General features: G+C 33.2%; 16 protein-coding genes and 2 rRNA genes. All 18 read left to right on the top strand.

Annotation, left to right across the window (positions count from 1 at the left end; all coding sequences use genetic code 11):
- Window positions 1-126, top strand: a 23S ribosomal RNA gene (locus tag DYH56_RS11865); the annotation flags it as partial.
- Between the two features lie 139 nt (window positions 127-265).
- Window positions 266-382 (top strand): 5S ribosomal RNA (rrf, locus tag DYH56_RS11860).
- Window positions 383-937: 555 nt separating this feature from the next.
- Window positions 938-1,513 carry a D-glycero-beta-D-manno-heptose 1,7-bisphosphate 7-phosphatase gene (gene gmhB, locus DYH56_RS11855; protein ID WP_114643087.1) on the top strand — a complete coding sequence of 192 codons (576 nt, stop codon included), beginning with the start codon at window positions 938-940 and terminating at the stop codon, window positions 1,511-1,513.
- A 41-nt stretch (window positions 1,514-1,554) separates the two neighbouring features.
- Window positions 1,555-2,850, top strand: a complete 1,296-nt coding sequence (locus tag DYH56_RS11850) for a UDP-N-acetylmuramoyl-tripeptide--D-alanyl-D-alanine ligase (protein ID WP_114643086.1) — start codon at window positions 1,555-1,557, stop codon at window positions 2,848-2,850.
- Window positions 2,851-2,861: 11 nt separating this feature from the next.
- Window positions 2,862-3,935, top strand: coding sequence for a phospho-N-acetylmuramoyl-pentapeptide-transferase (mraY, locus tag DYH56_RS11845; protein ID WP_114643085.1), 1,074 nt, complete (start codon window positions 2,862-2,864; stop codon window positions 3,933-3,935).
- 149 nt (window positions 3,936-4,084) lie between these two features.
- Window positions 4,085-5,410, top strand: a complete 1,326-nt coding sequence (murD, locus tag DYH56_RS11840; RefSeq protein ID WP_114643084.1) for a UDP-N-acetylmuramoyl-L-alanine--D-glutamate ligase — start codon at window positions 4,085-4,087, stop codon at window positions 5,408-5,410.
- A 32-nt stretch (window positions 5,411-5,442) separates the two neighbouring features.
- Window positions 5,443-6,513, top strand: coding sequence for an undecaprenyldiphospho-muramoylpentapeptide beta-N-acetylglucosaminyltransferase (murG, locus tag DYH56_RS16015; RefSeq protein ID WP_158539147.1), 1,071 nt, complete (start codon window positions 5,443-5,445; stop codon window positions 6,511-6,513).
- Window positions 6,514-7,842, top strand: coding sequence for a UDP-N-acetylmuramate--L-alanine ligase (murC, locus tag DYH56_RS16010; RefSeq protein ID WP_158539146.1), 1,329 nt, complete (start codon window positions 6,514-6,516; stop codon window positions 7,840-7,842).
- Window positions 7,839-8,681, top strand: a complete 843-nt coding sequence (murB, locus tag DYH56_RS11830; protein ID WP_114643083.1) for a UDP-N-acetylmuramate dehydrogenase — start codon at window positions 7,839-7,841, stop codon at window positions 8,679-8,681. The genes murC and murB overlap by 4 nt, the downstream gene beginning before the upstream one ends.
- A gap of 10 nt (window positions 8,682-8,691) precedes the next feature.
- Complete coding sequence (locus DYH56_RS11825) at window positions 8,692-9,561, top strand: D-alanine--D-alanine ligase (protein WP_114643082.1); 870 nt, start codon at window positions 8,692-8,694, stop codon at window positions 9,559-9,561.
- Window positions 9,562-9,634: 73 nt separating this feature from the next.
- A complete protein-coding gene (locus DYH56_RS11820) occupies window positions 9,635-10,324 on the top strand; it encodes a cell division protein FtsQ/DivIB (protein ID WP_158539145.1) in 690 nt (229 codons plus the stop codon).
- Window positions 10,321-11,631, top strand: coding sequence for a cell division protein FtsA (gene ftsA / locus DYH56_RS11815; RefSeq protein WP_114643080.1), 1,311 nt, complete (start codon window positions 10,321-10,323; stop codon window positions 11,629-11,631). Before DYH56_RS11820 ends, ftsA begins: the two co-directional genes overlap by 4 nt.
- Before the next feature lie 26 nt (window positions 11,632-11,657).
- Window positions 11,658-12,716: a cell division protein FtsZ gene (gene ftsZ, locus DYH56_RS11810; RefSeq protein ID WP_114643079.1), complete on the top strand. Its 1,059-nt coding sequence runs from the start codon at window positions 11,658-11,660 to the stop codon at window positions 12,714-12,716.
- Window positions 12,717-12,859: 143 nt separating this feature from the next.
- On the top strand, window positions 12,860-13,141 hold the full coding sequence (gene rpsF, locus DYH56_RS11805) for a 30S ribosomal protein S6 (RefSeq protein WP_114643078.1): 282 nt from the start codon (window positions 12,860-12,862) through the stop codon (window positions 13,139-13,141).
- A gap of 37 nt (window positions 13,142-13,178) precedes the next feature.
- A complete protein-coding gene (locus DYH56_RS11800) occupies window positions 13,179-13,619 on the top strand; it encodes a single-stranded DNA-binding protein (RefSeq protein ID WP_233500034.1) in 441 nt (146 codons plus the stop codon).
- 18 nt (window positions 13,620-13,637) lie between these two features.
- Entirely contained in the window at window positions 13,638-13,862 is a 225-nt protein-coding gene (gene rpsR, locus DYH56_RS11795; protein WP_114643077.1) for a 30S ribosomal protein S18, read from the top strand.
- Between the two features lie 518 nt (window positions 13,863-14,380).
- Window positions 14,381-14,911, top strand: a complete 531-nt coding sequence (locus DYH56_RS11790) for a hypothetical protein (protein WP_114643076.1) — start codon at window positions 14,381-14,383, stop codon at window positions 14,909-14,911.
- Complete coding sequence (locus DYH56_RS11785) at window positions 14,883-21,824, top strand: vWA domain-containing protein (protein ID WP_114643075.1); 6,942 nt, start codon at window positions 14,883-14,885, stop codon at window positions 21,822-21,824. Before DYH56_RS11790 ends, DYH56_RS11785 begins: the two co-directional genes overlap by 29 nt.
- Window position 21,825 lies beyond the last annotated feature (1 nt).

The raw sequence follows: 21,825 nt of genomic DNA, 5'->3' as shown, positions 1-21,825 counted from the left end.
CCAACTCAGAGATAAGTATTCTATCATTGATAAGTCACCTTGGAGACTACGAGGTTGATAGGTTGGGGGTGTAAGGGCTGTGAAGTCTTTAGCTGACCAATACTAATATGACGAACACTTAACCTAAAGCAAAATGATTTAGAAAGTTAATTTATAAAAAACATTATTATATAGTTATGAATGTATAACATTCATAAGAAAGTATATCTAACGAAATTTTGTGATGAATTTAATTCATTGCTAAAAAATTTGTTAAGATAGTTAGCTTGGTAAGAAAAGCTACGGGGGTACACCTGGTCACATTCCGAACCCAGAAGTTAAGTCCGTAAACGCCGAAAGTACTTAGGGGGCAGCCCCTTGGGAGGATAGGAACTTGCCAAGTCTTTTTTATTTTTTGAAGAAATTCAAAAAGAAGAAAGGGTCATCAATTAATTTTGATGGCTCTTTTTTATGTACATCATCAGAAATAAAGGAAGTTTCCCCTCTTCCTCCCTATGGTTTCTCGATTCACGAGTACCTAATTTATTTCTATTTAGAAAAAATTAAGATGTGGAAAACGAGACGTAAAAGTTCAAGAAGGTTTATAAATGTCTTTGTGAGTAATAAGTCACGATCGTCATTGTAGGAACAGTACTGCTGAAGCTCAACGACTATAAACTTCAAAAGGAAAGGTCAAAATAAATCTGTATAATCTGCGACAAAAATATAAAGTTCAAAAGTTAGAATCTCTTTCGCCCTCGATAGCGAGTGAGGTTAGAATACTGGAGAAGTTAAAAAAATAGAGGAGTCATCGATTAATTTTGATGGCTTTTTGTTGCTGAAAAATATAGAATATTGAAATTTTATAGAAAAAAATCTATTTTTTAAATAAAATCTGTTATAAAGTGCAAAAATTTTATATAATATAAGGGATGAAAATTATGATGGGAGGATTCTTGTGAAAAAATGTGTTTTTTTGGATAGAGATGGAAATATAAATGTTGAGAAAGATTATCTTCATAAAATAGAAGAATTTGAATTTATAGATGGGGCGAAGGAAGCAATAAAAATATTCAATGATTTAGGCTATTTAGTTGTAGTAGTGACCAATCAATCTGGAGTAGCCAGGGGTTATTATGATGAAGGCAGTGTGAAAGTACTGCATGATTATCTCCAAAAGGAAGTGGAGAAAATAGGAGGACATATAGATGGGTTTTATTATTGTCCCCACCATCCTGAAAAAGGTATAGGTGGGTATAAATTAGATTGTAATTGTAGAAAGCCTGAACCTGGGATGTTTTTAGATGCGCAAAAAGATTTAAATATAGATTTTTCGTCTTCGATTATGGTAGGAGATAAGATTAGTGATGTAAAAGCCGGAAAAACCCTGGGAATGAGATCAATCCTGGTAAAAACAGGCCATGGATTAGAAGAGGAGAAAAAATTAAAAATTTCTTGTGAAATCCACGAAACACTATATAGTTTTGCAAAACAGCTGGAAAGAGAGTCAAAAACTCACCGTAAGAATGATTGAGTTAAAGGGTAAAAATTGTTATAATAAGGAGTTATATAAGTATGCAAAAATTAGTTTTTTTTAATAAGATGTATCCAAACCAAAAAAATCTTAAAGACATTGAAATAGGAGAAATCCATATAGATAGCAGAAAGGTAAAAAAAAATGATGTCTTTATTGGGATAAGATCTGGAAATGAATATATTCAAGACGTATTGGAAAAAGGAGCTTGTTTGGTATTTTACGATGATATAAATATCAAAATAGAGGATGAGAGAGCTATTTATGTAGAAAATAGTATCTTGTTTTTACAGGAGCTGGCTAAAAAATACAGGGAGAGCTTAGATGTTACCGTTATAGGGATCACTGGGAGTGAGGGGAAGACTTCTACAAAGGACATCCTATATTCCATCTTATCGCAAAAATATAAGGGGAAGAAGACGCAAGGTAATTATAACAACCATATAGGTCTGCCGCTGACCCTCCTGCAGCTAGAGGAAGGTGATAAATTTATTGCCTTGGAGATGGGGATGAGTAACTTAGGAGAGATCAGGCTGTTGGGAGAGATAGCCAGTCCAGACTATGCTGTAGTGACTAATATAGGAGACTCTCACTTGGAATTTTTAGAAAACAGAGACAATGTTTTTAAAGCAAAAACAGAAATTTTTGACTTTGTAAAACCTGAATTTAGAGTAGTTTATGGAGACGATCCTTATTTTAAAGATGCAGAAGCTGTAAGAGTGGGAAAGAACAGAAACAATGATTATATTATAAGTGGTTTTCATCAGGATAAAAGAGGCGGAGAATTTAAACTATCTTTTTTAGATGAGGAAATAGAAGTACAAACCAACCTGTATGGGGAGTATAACTCTATAAATATAGCTTTAGCCATGACTGTAGCTTTAAAGATGGAAGTGCCTAAAGGAGAAATTTTAGATGCCTGTAAAAATCTAAAGCTAACAGGGATGAGATTTGAAAGGGTTGAAAAAGATGGAAAGATCTTTATAAATGATGCTTACAATGCCAGCCCGGTAGCCATGAAAGTATCTTTAGAAACCTTTGATGAAATTTTTAAAGGTGACTATAAGGTAGCCATATTAGGTGATATGCTGGAATTAGGGAAAGAAAGCGGAAAACTTCATGAAGGATTGTCTAAAACTATAGAAAAGTTAAATTTGGATGAGGTTTATTTAGTAGGGAAAGAGATGAAAAACTTATATATGAAACTGGATCATAAAAATTGTTTTTATTTTGAAACTACAGAAGAAATTGGATGTAAGGTAGAAGGAATAAAAGATGGAGCTGTGATATTTTTAAAGGCTTCAAATGGTATTTGTTTGAATAAAATTTTAGATTAGGAGATTGGTAGATGTTATATTATTTGGCAGAAAAGTATGAAAGTTTAACGTATTTAAAATCAATTTATTTGAGAGGTTTCTTGGGGTTTGCCATATCACTTATGATTGTCATGATCTTAGGGAAACCATTTATAGCTTATTTAAGAAAGGAAAAAATAGGTGACGAGGCAAAAGATGTAGGACCGGAAACACATTTTACAAAGACGGGGACTCCTACAATGGGGGGAGTTTTAATAGTTTTCTCTGCAGCAATAACTAATTTAATAGTGGGAAATCTAACTAATAAATTTAATTTGATGTTGCATTTGTGTATGCTTTTATTCAGCAGCATAGGTTTCTTAGATGATTATAGAAAGTTAACAATCTGTAAAAAAGGTTTGTCAGGCAGAAAAAAAATGATTGGCCAGGCGTTAATAGCTCTCTTGACTTGGGTATTTATAATTAAATTTGGGATATCAGGAACGGAGTTAGATTTTGGAATAATGAATCCTTTTTCAAAGAACTATTTGTATATAGGAGTAGTTCCGCTACTAGGCTGGATCCTTGTGGTATTGATTGGAAGCTCAAACGCTGTAAACATAACAGATGGACTGGATGGTTTGGTGATTATGCCGGTAATTATAGCAGCGTCTATTCTAGGGTTGATTGCGTACTTTACAGGTCATACAGAGTTAAGTCAGCATTTTGATCTTTACTATATAGCGGGAACGGGAGAGATTACGGTATTTTTAACCGGTTTAATAGGAGCAGGATTAGGATTTTTATGGTTTAATTTTTATCCGGCTCAAATTTTTATGGGAGACACTGGCTCTCTGATGTTAGGTGGATTATTAGGGGTAGTTGCAATATTTTTGAGACAAGAGCTGTTATTTCTTTTAATTGGATTTGTATTTGTAGTGGAAGCAGTATCTGTAATATTACAGGTAGGTTCATATAAAATGAGAAAAAAAAGAATATTTAGGATGGCTCCTATCCATCATCACTTTGAATTACAAGGTTTGGCAGAAACCAAGGTAACTATTAGATTTTGGATAATAGCCTTATTATGTGGGATAGGAAGTTTGATAATACTAAAGTTAAGATAGAGAAATTAATAATTAAAACCTTGGATACAGATTACACCGAGAATCCCGGTGTAATCTATGAAAAAAGAGGTTTATCGTAAGAGTAATTGTTGAATTACCCTTACGATAACCTATAAATCTATGAAAAAAAGATAAAGGATGGTAATAAGATGAAAAAAGCTATGATATATGGGGCTGGAATCAGCGGTAGAAGTGTAAAGAGATTATTTGAAGAGATGAAATGGGAAACAGTACTTGTAGATGACAAAACAGGGATTTCGTCTACAGATGCGGTAGCTTATTTAGAAGGGATAGACCTGTTTATAAAAAGTCCGGGGATACCCTATAACGACCTAATAAAAAAAATAGAAAAAAAAGGTATTAAAGTAGTGGATGAGATAGAGGTAGCGTATAACTACATGAAAAAAACTTCTACAACGAAGGTTATAGCTATTACAGGAACCAATGGGAAGACCACAACAACAAGTAAATTAGCTGGATTATTGAATGCAGCAGGAATTAGGAGTATAGCAGCCGGAAATATAGGAACTCCATATTCAGAAGCTGTTTTAGAAAAAAACAAATATGAGTATATAGTTTTAGAACTTAGTTCTTACCAGCTGGAAAACCTATATGAGTTTAAAGCTGACATAGCTATGATAATCAACCTTGCTCCCGATCACTTGGACAGGTATAGAGATGCTGATGAATACTATGATACAAAATTCAATGTAGGAATGAATCAAAATTCAGGGGACAAATTTATAGTAAATATAGATGACCCGGAGATAATGAAAAGATTAGATAGGATTGACGGAGAGATTTTGAAACTTTCTTTGGAAGAAAATACAGATATCTGTCTGTCTGAAAATAACTTATATTTTAAAGATAGGAAAATAACGCCGACAGATAAATTCTCCCTAAAAGGAAGACACAACTTACAAAATATATTGTTTATTGCAGGAGCGGCTAAATTAATTGGTATAGACAATAAGGTCATAACAAATTTTTTAGAGAACACCGAAACCTTAGAACATAGGATGGAGGAGTTTTATACCTATAAAAACGAAAACAATATTATAAAATTTATAAATGACTCCAAGGGAACCAATTTGGAATCCACAATGAAAGCCATAGGAGCTTTTGAAAAACCAATACTCATATGCGGCGGGTGTGATAAAAACCTGGAATTAACACCCCTCATTGAAGAGATAAAAAAAAGTGTAAAAGAAGTATATTTGATAGGAGAATTAGCTCCTAAACTGGAGGGTGAATTGCTGGCAGGGAACTATCCCAAGGAGGATATTTATACCTTAAAAACTCTGGAAAAAGTAGTGATTACACTGGGAGAAAAGATAAAAAATAGAGATTATGAAAAAGATTTAACAGTTCTTCTGTCTCCGGCCAGTTCCAGCTTTGATCAGTTTAAAAACTATGAGGAGAGGGGAAGGATATTCAAAAAACTGGTTTTGGAAACATTTAAAGAAGAAAATTAGACATTCGGCTGAAAGCCGTCAGGGGGATATAGATGAAAAAGATAATTTTAACAGCAGGAGGAACAGGAGGACATATCTATCCAGCCTTGGCAGTAGCAGATGAATTAAAGAAAAAGGGGATAGATCCGATTTTCATAGGAACTAGTCATAGGATGGAGAAAGAGATTGTTCCAAATGCGGGATATAAATTCATAGGCTTAGATGTTTTGCCTCTAAGAAATTTTAAATCGATAGTAAAAGTCTTAAAAGCAACAAAAAAAGCTATTTCAATATTGAGGAAGGAAAAACCTAATGCAGTGATTGGTTTTGGAAATTATATATCTATCCCTACTCTGTTAAGTGCGATGATTTTAAGAATCCCTATATATCTGCAGGAACAAAATGTTACTTTAGGGCTGGCCAATAAGATATTTTATAGATTTAGTAAAAAAATGTTTTTAGCCTTTGATTTGACCTATGATGAACTGCCTTCAAAGTACCAGTCTAGATTACAGGTTACAGGAAATCCCCTCAGAAAGAAATTTTATACCCTGGATCATCATGATGAGAGGGAGAAGATAAAATTAGAAGATGATGAAAAGATGATCCTTATCATGGGTGGAAGTTTAGGAGCAAGAAGTATCAACGAAGCATTGATCAAAGAATGGGACTCATTTTTAAAGGAAAAAAATACAAGGATATATTGGGCTACCGGAGAAAATAACTATGAAGAGGTTATGTCTAAATTATCTAAATATAAATTAACCGACCAGATAAAGCCATATTTTGAAAATATGGCTAATATAATGTGTGCTGCTGATTTGGTATTGTGCAGGTCAGGAGCATTGACAATCTCAGAATTAATAGAGTTAGGGAAACCATCGATATTGATACCATACCAGCTCCGTGAAGTGGGACAATTTGAAAATACTAAGATCCTTTCAGAGAACAAGGCTAGTCTCATCTATAAAGATGGAGAAGCTCAAAATGCTGTTAGAATGGCTCTGGAATTGGTGAAAAATGAATACGAACTAAAAGAGATGAGGGCGGCATTAAAAAGAATGAAAAAGGGAAATTCAGCAGAAAAAATAGTGGATGCCTTAGAAATTTGGGGGAATAAATAGATGAAAAAAGTATTTTTTATAGGAGTAAATGGTATAGGTATGAGCGGGTTAGCTAAAATAATGGCTAAGAGCGGGTACCGGGTAAGCGGATCGGATCAGAGTAAAAAAGATGTAAGTACAGAATTAGAAAGTTTGGGAGTTAAAATTCATTATGAGCATGATTCGAAAAATGTAGAAGGAATTGACTTAGTAGTGAGGTCAAGTGCTATTAAGGAGACTAATCCAGAGTATAAGTTTGCTGTAGAAAATGGAATAGAAGTGATAAAAAGAGGGGAGCTATTGGCTAGATTATTCAACAAAAAATCCGGGATAGCAGTAGCTGGAACCCATGGGAAAACTACTACCAGCTCTATGTTAGGAGCTGTGATGCTGCCCTTAGATCCATCCATTGTAGTAGGAGGAATCTTACCTGAGATAAACTCCAATGCACATTGTGGTACTGGGGAATTTTTGATAGCAGAAGCAGATGAAAGTGATAATTCATTTTTATATCTACTGCCGGAATACTCTATCATAACCAATATAGAGGCGGATCATTTAGAAAATCACGGCAGTTTTGAAAACATAAAGAAATCATTTGTCCAATTTTATGAGCAGACTAAAAAACTCACTCTGCTGAATATAGATTGTTTGGAATCTGAAAATATACTGGGATCCAAGGATAAAATTGTGACTTATAGTATAGAAAAAAAAGCTGGGATATATGCAGATAATATCAGAATAATAGACGGAAAGAGTGTCTATGATGTAATCTTGGACGGAAAACTTTTAGGAGAATTCAGGTTGTCTGTACCAGGAAGACATAATATTTCCAATAGTTTAGGGGTTATATACCTGGCTTATACTTTAGGAGTATCTCTAGAAGAGATAAAAATCAGGCTGGAAAAATTTAAGGGTGCCAAAAGAAGGTATGACATTCTTTTAGATGGAGATACAAGGATCATAGATGATTACGCACATCATCCGACTGAAATAAGAGCTACGTTGGAAGGTGCTAAAAAAATAGAAACTAAAAAAATCACAGCGATCTTTCAGCCCCATAGATACAGCAGAGTAAAGTTTTTATATGAAGAATTTAAAGGGTGTTTTGATCTGGCAGATGAGGTAATCTTACTTCCTGTATATTCTGCAGGAGAGGAAGATATCTACGGAATTACACTGGAAGAATTGGCTGCGGATATCTACACTTCTGGAAATGCAAAGATTTTAACTACTGTGGAAGAAATATTGGAAGAAGTGAGAGCTGAAGACAGAACCTATATCTTTATGGGAGCAGGAACAATATCACAGATGGCATATAAGGTAGTTGAAAAGTTGGAGGTAAGATGAAAATATACAAAAATCATCATATGAAGGAATATTCTAATATGAAAATTGGTGGAATGGCCAAAGAATTGATAATAATAGAGAAAAAAGAGGAAGCTGTTGAAGTTTTAAAAACCAGAAAAAAAACTTTTCTTATAGGTAATGGAACTAATACACTGATCCCGGATAGAGATATGGATATATCCTTTATAAGTTTAAATAAATTAAATAATATAGAGGATCTGGGAGATGGAAGAATCTATGTAGAGTCGGGATTAAATTTTGATGACCTGATCGATTTTACAGCAGAAAAAAATTATTCAGGATTAGAAAATCTAGCGGGGATTCCCGGAAGTGTAGGAGGTCTGATCTATATGAATGGAGGAGCTTATGGTTCTGAAGTTTTTGACTATATAGAAGAGATCGAGATAATAGATGAAAATTTTGAGATCAGAAAAATAAAGAAATCAGAGATCTATGTGACTTACAGGAATACAGAGATTCAGGAAAAAAAATGGGTAGTCATAAGTGCTGTATTTAAATTTGAAATGGGATTTGACAGGGAGAGAGTTTTAGAATTAAAGGGAAAAAGAGAAAGCAGACACCCTTTAAGTATGCCTAATCTGGGAAGTACTTTTAAAAATCCAGAGGGACATTTTTCAGCTAAATTAATAATCGCAGCCGGTGTACAGGGACATAAAGTAGGAGATATGCAGGTTTCCAATGTTCATCCGAATTTTTTGGAAAATCATGGAAGTGCTAAATATAATGATGTTATTGAGATAATCAGGACAGTGAAGGAAAAAGTAAAACTGGATTCAGGGATTGAACTAGAGGAAGAGATTGTAATTATAGAAGACTAGGAGAGAAAATATGAGAATAGCAGTATTGATGGGGGGGGTCTCCTCAGAAAGAGAGATATCACTAATGAGTGGAGGAGCCATATTGCAGGGGCTTCTAAATTTAGGATATGATGCTTTTAAGATAGATCTGGTGGAAGAAAATTATTTGACTGCACTTATGGAAAATGAATATGACTTAGCATATGTAGCTTTACACGGGGAATTTGGTGAAGATGGAAGAGTGCAGGCAGTCTTAGATATTTTAAAAAAGCCATACACAGGATCAGGTGTAACAGCCAGTGCTGTATCTATGGATAAAGTTTTAACAAAAATAATTGTAGATGATTTTGGAATTAAAACACCAATGAAGTATACTAGTATAGATGAGGTGGAAAAATATCCAATAGTTATAAAACCTTCTAAAGAGGGGTCCAGTGTGGGTCTCTATATCTGCCAAAATTCAGAGGAAGCATATCTGGCAGTAGAGAAATTAAAAGGGATAGATCTGGTGATAGAGGAATTCATCGCTGGGGAAGAACTGACTGCCGGAATCTTAAATGGTGAAAAATTAGGAGTAGTAAAGATAATACCTAATTCGGGAACCTATGATTTTGAGTCAAAATATACAGTCGGAAAAACTATTTATGAAGTTCCTGCTATAATAGAGGAAAACTACTATGAGGAAGCTATGGAAATTGCATCTAAAGTGCATGATATATTAAATCTTAGAGGGATGAGCAGAAGTGATTTTATTCTGTCGAAAGATGGATTATATTTTTTAGAAGTAAATACCAGTCCCGGGATGACCACTACAAGCCTGCTGCCTAAATTAGGAAAGCTAAAAGGTTATAGTTTTGAAACAATATTAGAAAAAATAGTATCAGAACTTAATATTTTATAATAGTTTTAGGTATATATTGTAAAAAGCAGCTAAAAATGTTATATTTTAAAATAATAGACTAGGTGAAATGAATATGAAAAAAATATTGCAGATAATATTCATAGGGATAATATGTTGGTATACCTATACTGAATATGGAGACTTTAAAAAAGCCTCCTTATTTGACGTTACCGAAGTAAATATAAATGTGAAAAATTTAGAGTTAATAGACGATTTGGTAAAGGGTATAAAAACCCTGAAAGGTAGAAATATATTAGAGATAGATAAAGAAAAAATGAAAGAAAAAATTTTAGAGGATGTAAGGGTAAAAGATGTAGTTATAAAAACTTGGATGCCTGATATTTTAATATTTAATATAAAGGAAAAGGAACCTTTTGTATATATAGAATATAGAGGTAAGATTTATATATCCGATGAATTGGGGAAAGTATACGGATATATGAAAGAGAGTAAAAAATATAATATGCCTTTATTTCGGATAGATCATGAGGATGAAATAAAAAAATTTATTGAAATCATGGAAAAAATTAGTTTTAAAGATGAAATATCTCAGGTGTATAAGGTAGATAACGGAATAGCGATCACAACAAATACAGGACTTAAAATAATCACGAATATAGATGTAGCCACTAAAAAATATGGAGTTGTGAAGAAGCTATACGATCAAGTAAGACCTAAAAATAGAAATAAAAAACAGATAGAATATATTGATTTGAGGTTTGAAGACTACATTATAAAAAGGGTAGAGGGTGATCAAAGATGATGAGAAGGATAAGAACGGGAATAGATATAGGGTCATCTAAAACAACTATTATTGTAGGTGAATTATATGATTCCGGAAAAAATATAAAAATATTGGGACAGACTATTATCCCGTCCAATGGAATAAAAAAAGGGGAAATAATCGATGGGGAATTATTCAGCAGGACCCTGAGATTGGGAAAGGAAAGACTGGAAGAGCAGATTGGGATTGTAATAAAAAAGGCTACTATAGGAGTCAGTGGAAGTGACATAAAATCCAGTACCACAGACATTGAATATAAACTTTCCGATGAGGATATAGAAGTTACCGAAGATCACTGTGATGAAATTTTTAAAATCTCTAAAGAAAAGGTGGTTAAAGAGGACGAACAGGTGATAGCCAAGGAAATCTATAACTACAGAGTGGATGATTCTGGAATAATGAAAAATCCAGTGGGGAAAATTGGAAATAAATTAAAGGTAAATGTTCACCTCATAAGGATACCGAAGTTAAAGGTTAAAAAAATAGTAGAAACACTAAATAAAGCTAAGATAGAGGTAGACAGCCTCGTATATAACGGCGAAGCATCATCTAAAGCCACTCTAAAAAAAATAGATAAGGTAAACGGTGTAGCACTGGTAGATATCGGGTATGGTTTAACAGAGATAACAATTTTTAAAAATAACAGGCTTATCAATACAAATGTAATCCCCATAGGCGGGATGCACTATGTCAATGATCTTAAGTATGTGCTGGAATTAAATAGTGAAGTAGTGAAGAACATCCTGTCAGAGATAAAAAATAAAGATATAGATGAAAAAATTACCGTGTCTTATCTGGAAAATGGTGAAAGCATGACTAAGACCTTTGAAGTTAGATATTTAAGGGAGATAATAGATGCCAGGACCGATGAGATATTGGAGTACATTTCAAAGAGTATAGAGGCTTCCGGATATAAGGAATACCTGAAAAGCGGTATAGTATTGGCTGGAGGAGTCGTAGGAGACTACGGGATTCTAGAGAAATTAAAAGCTCTGCTGAACTATGATATCAGGATAGGAACAACTATTAAGATAGATGGAATGACAACTACACTAAAAAATCCTGCCTGTATTACGGGAATGGGAGTACTGCTTACAGCTCTTGAAGATGAATACAGCGACCTGCAAAAAACAAATGTAGAAGATAAGATAGAAAAAGTAAAGGAAAAAACAGAAACTGTGAATGTAACAACTGTGAATAAGGCAGAAAAAAAAGAAGCAGCTAAGAAAAAGAATGTAACTAAAAGCCCGTCGAAGTTTAAAAAATGGTTGGGGAATTTTATATAGAGTCTATAGTCTAAGGAGGAAGATGGATGATACACACAAATGAGCATTTGGTGAAGATAAAGGTAATGGGGATAGGGGGTTCCGGAGGGAATGCAATAAATGATATGATTGAAGCAGGAGTAACAGGAGTAGAATATATTGCAGCCAATACAGATGCCCAAGATCTACACAACTCTTTAGCTGATATAAGAATACAGCTGGGGGAAAAATCAACAAGAGGATTGGGAGCGGGAGCTAACCCAGAGATTGGAAAACAAGCAGCAGAGGAAGATATAGACAAGATAAAAACTCTATTAGAGGAAACAGATATGTTATTCATAACATCTGGAATGGGTGGGGGTACAGGTACAGGTGCAGCACCGGTAATAGCCAGAGTAGCAAAAGATATGGGAATTCTGACAGTTGCGGTAGTTACAAAACCATTTACTTTTGAAGGAAAGAACAGAATGAAAAATGCAGATATGGGAATAGTTAATTTAAAAGAATCTGTAGATGCACTTATTATAATACCGAACGATAAATTGTTCGAACTTCCAGAAAAAACTATAACACTACAAAATGCTTTTATGGAAGCTAATAATGTTTTAAAAATTGGAATTAAAGGCCTGGCTGACTTAATATTAAAAACAGGATTAATAAATTTAGACTTTGCTGATATTAAAACGACAATGTTGGATTCAGGGGTAGCCATGATAGGATTTGGAGAAATGGAAGGGGAAAACAGAGCCATTAAAGCTACTGAAAAAGCTCTTCAAAGTCCGTTATTGGAAAAATCAATATCTGGAGCAAGCAAGATCCTAATCAATATATCAGGATCATCGGCACTGGGATTAAATGAAGCTTTTGCAATTTCAAATATGGTAAAAGAAGCTGCAGGAAAATCTGTAGATGATGTGATGTTTGGTGTTACAACTGATGATGAGATGGGAGACAGGCTGCAGGTAACTCTGGTAGCTACTAATTTTAGTGATGAGGCTACAGAAAAAAAAGTAGTAGCAATAGAAAAACCAAGCTTAGCTAAAACAGTAGAGAAAAAAGAAGAGGAAGATTTAGAGATCCCTGCGTGGATGAGAAGAAATAATTAATTAATATAAAAAACTAATCTAAATTTATTTGGGTTAGTTTTTTATTTATCCTTGCTTTACTTTTACAGATATGATATAATTAATGCACCCTGTTTGAGTGATTTATCACTTGGACAAAATCCAGAGGGAAGGAGGTCAAATTGATGACAAATTACGAAATAATGTACATTATCAACCCAACAGTTATGGAAGATGCAAGAGGTGCAATCATTGAGAAAGTAGAAGCTATCTTAACTGCAGCAACTGCAACTGAATTAAAAACTACAAAAATGGGTGAAAGAAAGTTAGCTTATCCAATCGAAAAGAAAGGAACAGGTTTCTACGTATTAACTACGTTCAAAGCTGAAGGGCAAAACTTACAAGCTGCAGAAAACAAGTTAAACATTACTGAAGAAGTTATGAGATACATGATAACTAAGAACTAATAAGTTTAAGTAAATTGTTTGATTTAGGAGGTATATTATGTCTATGAACTTAGTAGTTTTAACAGGCAGACTGGTTAGAGATCCAGAATTAAAGTATGGGCAAAGTGGAATGGCTTATTGCAAATTTACACTAGCAGTCAATAGAATGAGAAAAGATGATCCAGCAGATTTTATTAGTTGTGCTGCCTTTGGTAAGACAGCTGAATTGATTGGAGAATACCTAAGAAAGGGTAACAATACCGGAGTACAGGGTAGAATTCAAACAAGTACTTTTGAAGTCAACGGTGAAAAAAGATACAGAACAGAAGTTGTTGTGGATAGAATCGAATTTTTAGAGTCTAGAAGCAGTGGAGCAAATAGTTTTGAATCTGATTCAAATTCTAAACCTAAAACAACAAATAGCTATAATCAACCAAAGTATACAGAACCAAAGCAATCGGGCGTTGTCGAAGAAGAAGATGACGAATTCCCGTTCTAATTTTAGGAGGTGGCTGAGTTGGCAGAATTCAGAAAGAGAAGAAAAAGAGCAAAATTAAGAGTTAAAGCTGAAGAGTTAAACTATAAGAATGCAGATTTATTAAAAAGATTTATGTCTGATAAAGGTAGAATCAATCCTGCAAGAGTAACTGGTGCAAGTGCTAAGTTACAAAGAAAGTTAACTAGAGCAATAAAGCAAGCTAGAAACATTGCTTTATTACCTTACACAAACATAGAAAAGTAAGAAATTACTTTTTTGAGCCAAGAATTTATTTCTTGGCTTTTTTTGTAACTGAAAAAAAGATAACAAAGGCGATATATCATAGTAAAATATCCGGAAATAGTGTAATATTAAAAGTGTAATGACAGGGAATAATTGAAAATAGTCTGAAAGGAGTCTTAATAATTAAAACTTAGTCACGAATTACGCAAAAGATATACGAATATTAAAGTCGGTTCACGATTATTAAAATTAAGTGTACTAAAAAAACTTGGTTTTAAATGTGAATTAATAAAGAAATTTAAATGTATCACGAAAAAATGGAACGCGGATGCTTGTAGCATACACAGATAAAATACAGATTATCGCAGATAATTTAAATTTTTAGGTTTTAAAACCTAAAGAAGAGATCCGTGAAAATCCATTAGATCTACGTCATCCGTGTTCTATAGTGATCTGTGTCAAAAAAAATTTTGAATGTAATTATACATTGTTAATTATTAATTATACATTCGACCAAAGGTCGTACAGGGGGGAGAATTATGAAAAAAAAACATTTGATATTAGGAGCTATACTGCTTGGAATCTTGGGATTATTTATACTGTTTCCGAAAAAAGAGGAAGTGGTAATAAAAAGCAGGGAAGAAATAATAAAGATAGAGAAAGAAAAGAAGTTACAGGAAGATTTAAAAGAAGCTAAAAAAGAATTGGAAGAAACTGTAAAAAGAAACAAAGCTATGATAAAAGAGATGGAAGAGAAGGAAATAGAGGAAGAGAAAGCCTTGGAGGAGATAAAAAAAGAAATTTTATCTGAAATAGACGAGGTTAAAAGATCGGAAAAGTTAGATGGCTTATTAGAGGAGATAGATAAGTATAAATACAGCAGGGAGTTCAGTATCCCGGCATTGGTAGAATTAAAGGGAAAGTTACCGGAAACCGAAATTAGGAAAATAAACGAAAGACTTTATAAACTATACAGAAGCACAGATGAATTTGATAAGGCAGAGAAGATAGAGAAGGAATTAAATGGGGGAGGAAATATAGATGGGGAAGATGATAAGAAAGAGTTATAGGATATTCGTATTATTTTTGCTGGTGAGTATGAGTGTTTTTGCATTAAGCTATGAAAGAGTCGCAATAGAGGGGATTGATTCAGAAAATTACGATCAAATAAAGATAAATTTAGTCAGTATTACCGATAAGGATTTAAATCGGGTAGAACTTTTAAATGTAAAGGAAGTAAGAGATGGAGTAAGAAAAAATTATGATCCTATAGAGACTAAAAAAATTAGATTTAGTAATGGGGATAAAGTTACTATCGCTGGAAATGAATATAAAGTATCGAACAATAAAATACAGATAAACAGAAAAGATCAATTTGTATATAAATGGAATGGAAGTTATTATAGCAATTTTTTGGAAGAAGAAGGGGAAGTGCGGACAGTTTCTTTTAAAGAAAAAAGATATTTTAAAGTAGGAGGTAGTTATTCTAAGCTTGTTTTAACTGAAGAATATACAGAACCAACTAAAGCAGAGCCTAGTCCAAAGATTGGAGAGCAATGGATCTATTCACAAATAACAATGGGATCGTTAGTTAATTCAGAGAAGTATACAATTGATTTCTATGAAAATATAGATAGGATAAAAACAATAGATGAAGATGGAAGTTTAGAGGAGTTATTAACTAATAATAAGTCTTATGATGATGATGTTTTTACTCATGATGAGTTAGAAAGATATAGTTATGCTGGAACTCCTAAGCCTATTGTAGAATTTAAACTGAAAGAAACTTTGGAAACACCTAAAAATGGAAAATTTGAACTGACAATCGAAGAAAATAATGTTTTCAAAAGAAAGATAAATGAAAGTTATACAATACCTGTTCCTATCACTGATTTTGAGGAGGAGGATTTAGAATCATCTAAAAATACATTTACTTATAAAGATAAGTATGAATTAGAAAATTTGAAAGCCTATAAATACCAGGAAGTGGTGTTTAGACTCTATACAGGGTCTAAGCATGATGAAGTACGTCCAATAAAAAGAATAGAAGAGAATGATTTAAATAATATAAAAAATAGTTATGTAGACTTTGTTTTTGAAAATAACGGCTCTGCACAGGAGATAGAAAAAGATGGAATAAAGGGAAGGTTTATAGAGGGAAAATTTGAAATTATGGGTTTAGAAAATGGTATTGATTATAATTTAGATTTTTATACCCTGAGATATAGGAATAACAACAATAAGGGGAACTATGCAGCTATAACCTATGAGGGGAGTATTGGAAAATTTAAGGGGAAGAATATAGCTTCTACAGATGATACCATCTGGTTGGAAGATATAGATACATCTGGATATAAAAATATACAACTAAATATGATAAGTATAACGACTGATAATTTATCGCTATTAAATTTAGAAAATTTAAAAGAAAAGAGAAATAATGATACTAAAAATGTTTTGAATCCCCCTCTTACTTTACAAGCGATACCTGTAATTGGAAAAATTATAAACATTGGCAGTAACAGTTATACAGTAAATGAGGATAATCAGATAATATTAGATCCAAATAATAAAAGATATGTCTATAGATGGAAAGCAGAATATAAAACAATTTTTGATGACAAAAGTGGGGTAGAAAGGGAAGTTAAATTTGATGTATTAGGAAATGATATTGCTAAATTATCTTTAACAGGTAAATATATTGAACCTGCAAAAATAGAAGAAGATAAGACCCCTTCCCATCAATGGGTAATATTTGAGTTTGATCCTGCAAAAGAATTTAAAGATCAAAATTATGAGATTGAAGACAGGGTTTTAAGCCCTGAAAGAAAAGGATATAGGCGTCTAAAAACTGTAGATTATGAAAGTAATTTGGATGATGTTTTATATGGTAGAAATGGATATAAGGCAATAAATGAATTTGATTACAGTGATGGAGTATGGAATTATAGGGAGCCAATTCCAGAAAAAATTAGTTCTGCAGGTCTAATAATCGAAAAGACCATAACCGAATCTAAGGGAACTTTAAAAGATGAAGATGAAAATACTTTATTATTTTATACGGATAACAAAGGTGATGGAATAGAAAAAATAGTTAGTGAATCTAAAGGGAATAAAGCGACCTTTAGATGGAATGAGGGGCCGCTAAATACCAACGGGGAGATATTAAACTATGATAAGGTGATTTTTAGAATAACTAAAAAAAGTGCTGGTGCAGATTATTCTTGGGATCCCTATGAGAATAGTAACTCTATAAATTTAATAGAGCCAACAGTTGAGGGGAATAAAGAATTAGAAGAGTTTTTGTATGGAAATGTTAATGATGAAACATATAGCTCAAATTATGTGGATATAGTACTGGATGCCAGTACCAGTAAAACTATGACCTTTACTAACGCCATAATTTCATATGAACAGACCAATAAAGAACTCCGAATAGTTGGTCTTCCGGTAGACAATTATACCATTCAATTTTATAGTGTAAAAAGGGGGCATGACGGCAGATATAAAGTTATTACCCGGGAAAATCAGAGGGAATTTAAGATGGATGTGTCGGACATTGCCAGTCTGGATTTTGAGAAGGAAAAGAATATTCATAAGATAGATTTTATAACTACTGGTACCAGCGGTGGAGCTATCCAGGTAAATGTAAACTTTATTACCAAGATGGAGAGGGAGATAGACTTAACAGTTGATAATCTAAAATCTGGTAAATTTAAAATCGAAGAAAAAAATGAGGGGACAGGAAAAATAGAGGGAATTGGAGAGGCTGGAAATATAAGCTTGAAGGAATCAGGGATGAAAAAGTTCCTATTCCCGCTGGATGTAGTCTTTGTCATAGATAACTCTGGTTCCATGCAAAATGAGATAAATAACGTAAAAGACGGGCTGTCAGCCTTCGGACAGGAACTCTATGACAGGGGATTTGATGTGAAATATAATCTGATTACCTTTGGTCCCCAACAGAATCGAACTTATGAAGACTGGGGGAACTATGTTGTTCCTACAGGGGACTGGAAAAATAAAATAGCAGAGTATTATGATTATAGTTATATGGCTATTTATAAAGATAAGTGGTTTGACGGAGCTGCTTTGGATAAAACTTCATCCCGTGAAAATGATTTAGAAGAATTGCTAGATGCCTTTGAAGAAATAAACTCTATTTCTGGATATTATGGAGGTCAGGAAAATAGTGCCTGGGGGATCCACTACGCCATAGAAAAACTACGTACCAATGGAAGATATCTGAGTTATTCTGGGGAGATAGTAGAAAAAGGAGAAAAAGGGGCATATATGCCATCGGAAAAGATGATAATCTTCCTGACCGATGAAGATATGGATGAAGATAATCTTCCTTCTGGTTATGAAAATAAAAATATATTGGAAGAATTATCTAAAGAGTTAGCGGATGAAGAATTTAATGGTCTGCCAGATGTAATAGATTTAAATGGTATTTTCCATGTAAGAAAGAGAGGTAATGATGCACCGGGTGCAAATAATACTAAAACTACTTATGATGAAGTTCCAGGTTTAGGATACAAATATTCAACTGGAAGACGGCGACCTGATGGAAGAGCTCATTATTGGGAAGAATGGGATGACAATGAAATCCCCATACTGGGAGAAGATACATCAAATGTATCGAATCGAAATGATCCACCTGAAATCTCCCATACTGACTTTAAGTACTATAATACCGCTAACAACTTTTTCATGTATGAGATGAAAAATAATGGAAGCGGTGTAGAGGGTGCATTAAATCGTGCGATAAATAATTTGGGAATTATCCAGAGATGGGATCTGTCCTATCTGACACCGTTCAACGAATATGACGGAACGACGAGAACTGTTGATTTTGAATTAGTAGGTCTTAAGGGAAGAGATGAAAAATCTATTGATGGAGAAATTACCAACTTAAACGAAGAGGAAGATAAACAGTACACTGTAAAAGAGGAAAAATTAGCCTTGGAATTTAAAGACCCTAGTGTAGATAACTTGAAGTTATCCATAGCAGACGGTAGGGGAACGATAACTTTTAGAGGGAAGGCAAGATACAATGAATTTGATGAAGATAATCATCCAATAGTGGTAGAAGACATGATAAATGAATATAAATTGGATGTATTAGATAGCAGCAATAAATTATTATTTAGCAGAAATACAGATAATATAACTATGAGTTTATCTGATGATGGGTGGTTAGAAACCAAAGTTACTAAAAATGGAATTTCTAAAATCTTAGAAGGAAGAGAAAAATCATGGGTAGAAGTTATAAATAACTCAGGGAAAGATATTTTGAGTTATATAGATAAGGTCAGATATACGGTAGAAGGAGAGAATACCTATAAGATTGAGTTAATGGTTTCTGAGGTAGAGAAAATAAAAACACTTAGTACAGGTGATCTGAAATTAAAGGTAGGAGGATATGACATTGAAGTTGATGAAAAAGAGTTTGAAGAATTAATGAAGGACAGATCGGATACCTGGTATGAATTAAAAAACACTTCTAAAACTTCCAATTTGTTGGATGATATTAAAAATGAAGATTTTGAGAAAATTAAAGATAATGAATACAGGATAAAACTAAGAGATTTAGGATTAGAAAATTTACTAAATGGAGTTAGTGGAAATGAGGAAGGGATAGAATTAAAAATTAGTAACACCAAGCTGGAAGAATTATCGGATACGGAAAGCTTGGAAGATACCTTTGGAGACCAGGGGTGGTATGAATTTAAAGTTGATTTAACAGAGGAAGAGATGCAAGCATTAATAAATTCAGAAGCTGTAAAATCATCCGAAAAAATCAATTTAGAAGCAAGGATAGTTACCGATTTATTTAACAAAACAGGGATACTGAAAGATGTAAAGGTGGATCTATCTACTCCTAAGATTATAAATGTGGATTTAAAGAATAAAACTATATTGAATTTTTTAAAAACCATGGTAGATTTAGATGGTACAGGTGTAGAGAACCCCGAAAAATATTCAGGCTATATTGATGAAGTGGATGGGAACTTTACTTTGCCGGAAGTTGGAAGTACAGGAAAGGTCGGAGATGAAATAGAGTTAGAAACAATTGTAGAGGGAAAAAACATAGATGAATTTGATGTCTATAATGGTATAGATGTAGAGGGGTGGACAGGAAAAACAGTTGAAGAAATATCGGACGCAGGTAATGATATAAAAAGATTCAAGGTTACTTGGACCGATAGAGTGGAAAAAGGCGATAAGATAACTTTGGTAAATGATGTAAAGAACTCCTATGGAATATCTAAAAACCAAAGTATAGACGTTTTAAAAGTGGATAATACGAGTATAGGTGTAGAGCCAGAAGTAAAAACTGCGGGAAATTCTGTAAATAAAATAGGTGGAACTTATTATATTAATTCTAATAGTGCGATTAATATAAATCCTAAGAGTGATAAGAGTATGGCTGGAATAGTTCTATTTGAGTACGATAAAGAGGTCGCAGATAAAAATAGTGATGGAAATTTGGGAAATCCAAAATATCCTAAGATAGGAGTTAGTGATAGCGGTAAGGGGTTATACGCAGGTGGAGTAATGGGTAATACTATTTCAATGGAGGTAGATACTACAGACAAACATACAACCGATGGCCAGTATATAGGTAGTGTTTATGGAATGAGTAAGAGCGGGAAATTAAATGAGATAACGGGATATGATGGAACATTTAATGAAATATTATTAGGGGACATTTCAAGACCTAAAAATTTAACTGTTATAGTAGATACAATAATTCCTAAAATCACCAATATATTGATAGAAGAATCAGCTGAAATTTCAGAAAAAAATTATTATTACTTTAATCTATCTTTTGATATCGAAGACTTCAATGCTAGTTATGAAAAATTAGAGGATAGCATTAAAGGTGGATATTTATTGGGAATAAAAAATGATAATACAGAAATTTTGGAAGAACCAGTTTACGGTGGCGATAAAACTGTAACGTATAAGATTAAAGTAAAGAAACCAGAGACTTCAAATGGATTAATAACAGAAATTACAATAACAGCAGAAGATAAAGCTGGAAATAGAAAAGAAGAAAAAGTAAAAATCAGAGTACCTAAGGATATAAAATTAAAAGTTTATGAAGATGTTCAGGGCTGGGGTGATTGGAAAAAAACAAAGATAAAAGATTCTGACAGAGAATATACCTTTACAAAGGGGGGATCAATTTCTTTAATTAATGATCCGGCAATATATGCTGTTGTTCCTAAAAGTACAGGTCCAGATGACGATACTGAAATAACTAAATTAAAAATTGAAAAGTTAAATGAAAACGAAAATCCTGTAGCTAAAAAAACATTAGATTTACCGGGAGGATCAGAGAATATTGAGATAAAATTTAATTTTTCTAGAGAAGGGAAAAATATAGTCAGGGTAACCCCAATAAGTAAAGCTGGGATAGAAGGAAAATCTAAAATGCTGAATTTTATAGTAGATACCAAGATAAATACTTCTTATTTAGATAATGAAATAATAGGCAGCTTAAATGGTAAAAATGTTGAGGTAGATCTTTCTAGGATAGAAGAATTGTCTGGCGTGGAAGGATATGAATATGTTTTTACTGTAGAAGGAAAAAAATCTGAAAAAATTACCAAAAGAAATTTAAAAGGAACATCATTTACTACTCCTACAAAAGGGTCTATAAGTGGAATTATAACAATTGAGACTTCTGGATTCATAGGCGGATCGAAAGGAACTTTACTCTTTTCAGTCTATGATAAACTAGGGCATAAAAAAGACTTTAGAAAAACTTATTTTATTCCTACAAAACCTAGTGGAATAATAGCAAAAGTAAGTGGTGAAACGAAGCAGAGGAACAGTAAAATAACGATACTGGCAGAGGGAAGCGGCGATAAATTTGAAGTAGAGAGCAATGTAGACGGAAGTTCAGAGGAAGAAACCGGTGCAAGCGTAAGTTCAGAGGAGGAAAAAGAAACTACTGTAAGTAGAAGTTAAA

The sequence above is a fragment of the Psychrilyobacter piezotolerans genome (assembly GCF_003391055.1).
Taxonomy (GTDB): Bacteria; Fusobacteriota; Fusobacteriia; order Fusobacteriales; family Fusobacteriaceae; genus Psychrilyobacter; species Psychrilyobacter piezotolerans.
Note: the sequence above shows the minus strand (reverse complement) of the source record. Positions and strands in the feature narration are given on the sequence as shown.

Excerpts from the sequence above, each read along its gene's own strand:
- murG (WP_158539147.1), top strand. The coding sequence starts at position 5,443 with ATGAAAAAGATAATTTTAACAGCAGGAGGAACAGGAGGACATATCTAT.
- DYH56_RS11820 (WP_158539145.1), top strand. The coding sequence starts at position 9,635 with ATGAAAAAAATATTGCAGATAATATTCATAGGGATAATATGTTGGTAT.
- DYH56_RS11800 (WP_233500034.1), top strand. The coding sequence starts at position 13,179 with ATGTCTATGAACTTAGTAGTTTTAACAGGCAGACTGGTTAGAGATCCA.
- rpsF (WP_114643078.1), top strand. The coding sequence starts at position 12,860 with ATGACAAATTACGAAATAATGTACATTATCAACCCAACAGTTATGGAA.
- murB (WP_114643083.1), top strand. The coding sequence starts at position 7,839 with ATGAAAATATACAAAAATCATCATATGAAGGAATATTCTAATATGAAA.
- mraY (WP_114643085.1), top strand. The coding sequence starts at position 2,862 with ATGTTATATTATTTGGCAGAAAAGTATGAAAGTTTAACGTATTTAAAA.
- DYH56_RS11825 (WP_114643082.1), top strand. The coding sequence starts at position 8,692 with ATGAGAATAGCAGTATTGATGGGGGGGGTCTCCTCAGAAAGAGAGATA.
- murC (WP_158539146.1), top strand. The coding sequence starts at position 6,514 with ATGAAAAAAGTATTTTTTATAGGAGTAAATGGTATAGGTATGAGCGGG.
- murD (WP_114643084.1), top strand. The coding sequence starts at position 4,085 with ATGAAAAAAGCTATGATATATGGGGCTGGAATCAGCGGTAGAAGTGTA.
- ftsA (WP_114643080.1), top strand. The coding sequence starts at position 10,321 with ATGATGAGAAGGATAAGAACGGGAATAGATATAGGGTCATCTAAAACA.
- DYH56_RS11785 (WP_114643075.1), top strand. The coding sequence starts at position 14,883 with ATGGGGAAGATGATAAGAAAGAGTTATAGGATATTCGTATTATTTTTG.
- ftsZ (WP_114643079.1), top strand. The coding sequence starts at position 11,658 with ATGATACACACAAATGAGCATTTGGTGAAGATAAAGGTAATGGGGATA.
- DYH56_RS11850 (WP_114643086.1), top strand. The coding sequence starts at position 1,555 with ATGCAAAAATTAGTTTTTTTTAATAAGATGTATCCAAACCAAAAAAAT.
- DYH56_RS11790 (WP_114643076.1), top strand. The coding sequence starts at position 14,381 with ATGAAAAAAAAACATTTGATATTAGGAGCTATACTGCTTGGAATCTTG.